Genomic DNA, 1,606 nt, shown 5'->3' on the forward strand with positions numbered 1-1,606 from the left:
TTATTGGATCTGTTGGTAATTCAATTTCTTGTTTTACAGTATCCGGCCCTGAATTTGTCCGAGCTGTTGGAATTCCTAAATTAAATCCGCTTTGGACTTTCAGATTTCCACCTGCCAATTTCATTTGTTGAGTTTTAAATGACACCCAATTACTAGAGAAAATAATATTTGCTGGAACAGTTGGATCTACAGTACCTTCAACTAATACAAAAGATATCATATCATTTAAACCAGGCTCTCCATTATCTGTCATCTTAACATATAGATATTTATTACCTCCCATTGAAACTGGAGAAAGTGGATTAGTTATATCAGTTAAGTTAGTTTTTGAAACATACTCAGCTGTCTGACTCGCTTGATTAGTTGCATTCACTCCTAATGATAACATTGCATTCGCTTTAATTTGATATGAATGTACAATACCATCACTTTCTAACCTGCGGAAAATAATATTCATATTCCCATTCAGATTTTTTCCTGTTTTATTAAACTTCACATTAAATCCAAAGTTCACTTTTTTACCTGGTGTTGAAGCCATTGTACCAATTGATTGTGTAGGCACGATATAACCACCTCCAGTTATAAAATCTCCTACAGGTAAATAAACTGTAACAACTGTATTATCGTCTTGATTATTACGAATATAATAACCATTATCTACAATAACACCTACGTTAAGAAATATATAATCAGCATTACTTGGTAAATTTACTGTATGGTTATATGATACGGTTCCCACTTTCGTATCTGTTGGATTTAGTAAAGTAGTTACAGGAATCCAACCAGATATATCTGCACCAGACTCTCTATTTACAAACTTCACTTTAGCATTTCGAATATCCCCAGGGAATGGATCATAAGCAGGATTTCCAGGCACTGAAATGTCAAAGATATTAGCTCTCAATTCAACTGTTGCGAATCTTGTAGATGAACTAGCTGTTGCTTTCATTATATCACCAGTATAATCAACCCACGCATCTTCTTTATTAATGGTTAAAGTATTTGTTGGAGCTAAGTTACTGATGCCAAAATTACTATCCGCACCATTAATAACTGCTGTTACTGTTCTACTTCCAGGAGACATTTGACCCACTACACTTTCTACTAAAGCATAGGTACTTGTGGCAACTAAATCTGAACCAATTACATTAAAGTTAGCTGTACCCATTGTTTGAGTTCCTACTTTAAAGGTAGCAGAGACTGCCGCTTGCGGACCACCACTTACTAACGGAGCTCCACCTACAATTCTCGACGTAAACGTAGCCTGATCACTGTATTGAACAGCAGTTGGACTAACAGATACAGTTGAATTTACTGGAGCTGGAGTTATAGTTAATACTCCATTTGGATTAGTTATATTATAGTTCACTAATCTACTATTAGGATCTGCCAACGTTCCAATTATTGGATATGTTGGACCCGGCACTACTACAGTTGCACTGGCAACACCACCCGTACTGGCGCGAGTAATAGTAATATTATCATTTGCTTGGATTCCTGTTATGCTTCCTGCATAATCTGCATTAGTTAGTACAGTTCCATATACTTTCGAACGACTTGTGTTAACCACTATTAAGTCTGCTTTAGTTACTGTCAAGGCGCCATC

Annotated in this window: 1 protein-coding gene; it reads right to left on the bottom strand. The window is 36.1% G+C overall.

Annotated features, from left to right (window positions below; all coding sequences use genetic code 11):
• Positions 1-1,570: hypothetical protein (locus tag Q7U10_08385; GenBank protein ID MDO8282621.1), on the bottom strand; the 1,570-nt coding region annotated here is incomplete at its 3' end.
• Between the last annotated feature and the right edge of the window lie 36 nt (positions 1,571-1,606).

It is taken from the genome of Thermodesulfovibrionia bacterium, assembly GCA_030646035.1.
Lineage (GTDB): Bacteria > Nitrospirota > Thermodesulfovibrionia > UBA6902 > UBA6902 > JACQZG01.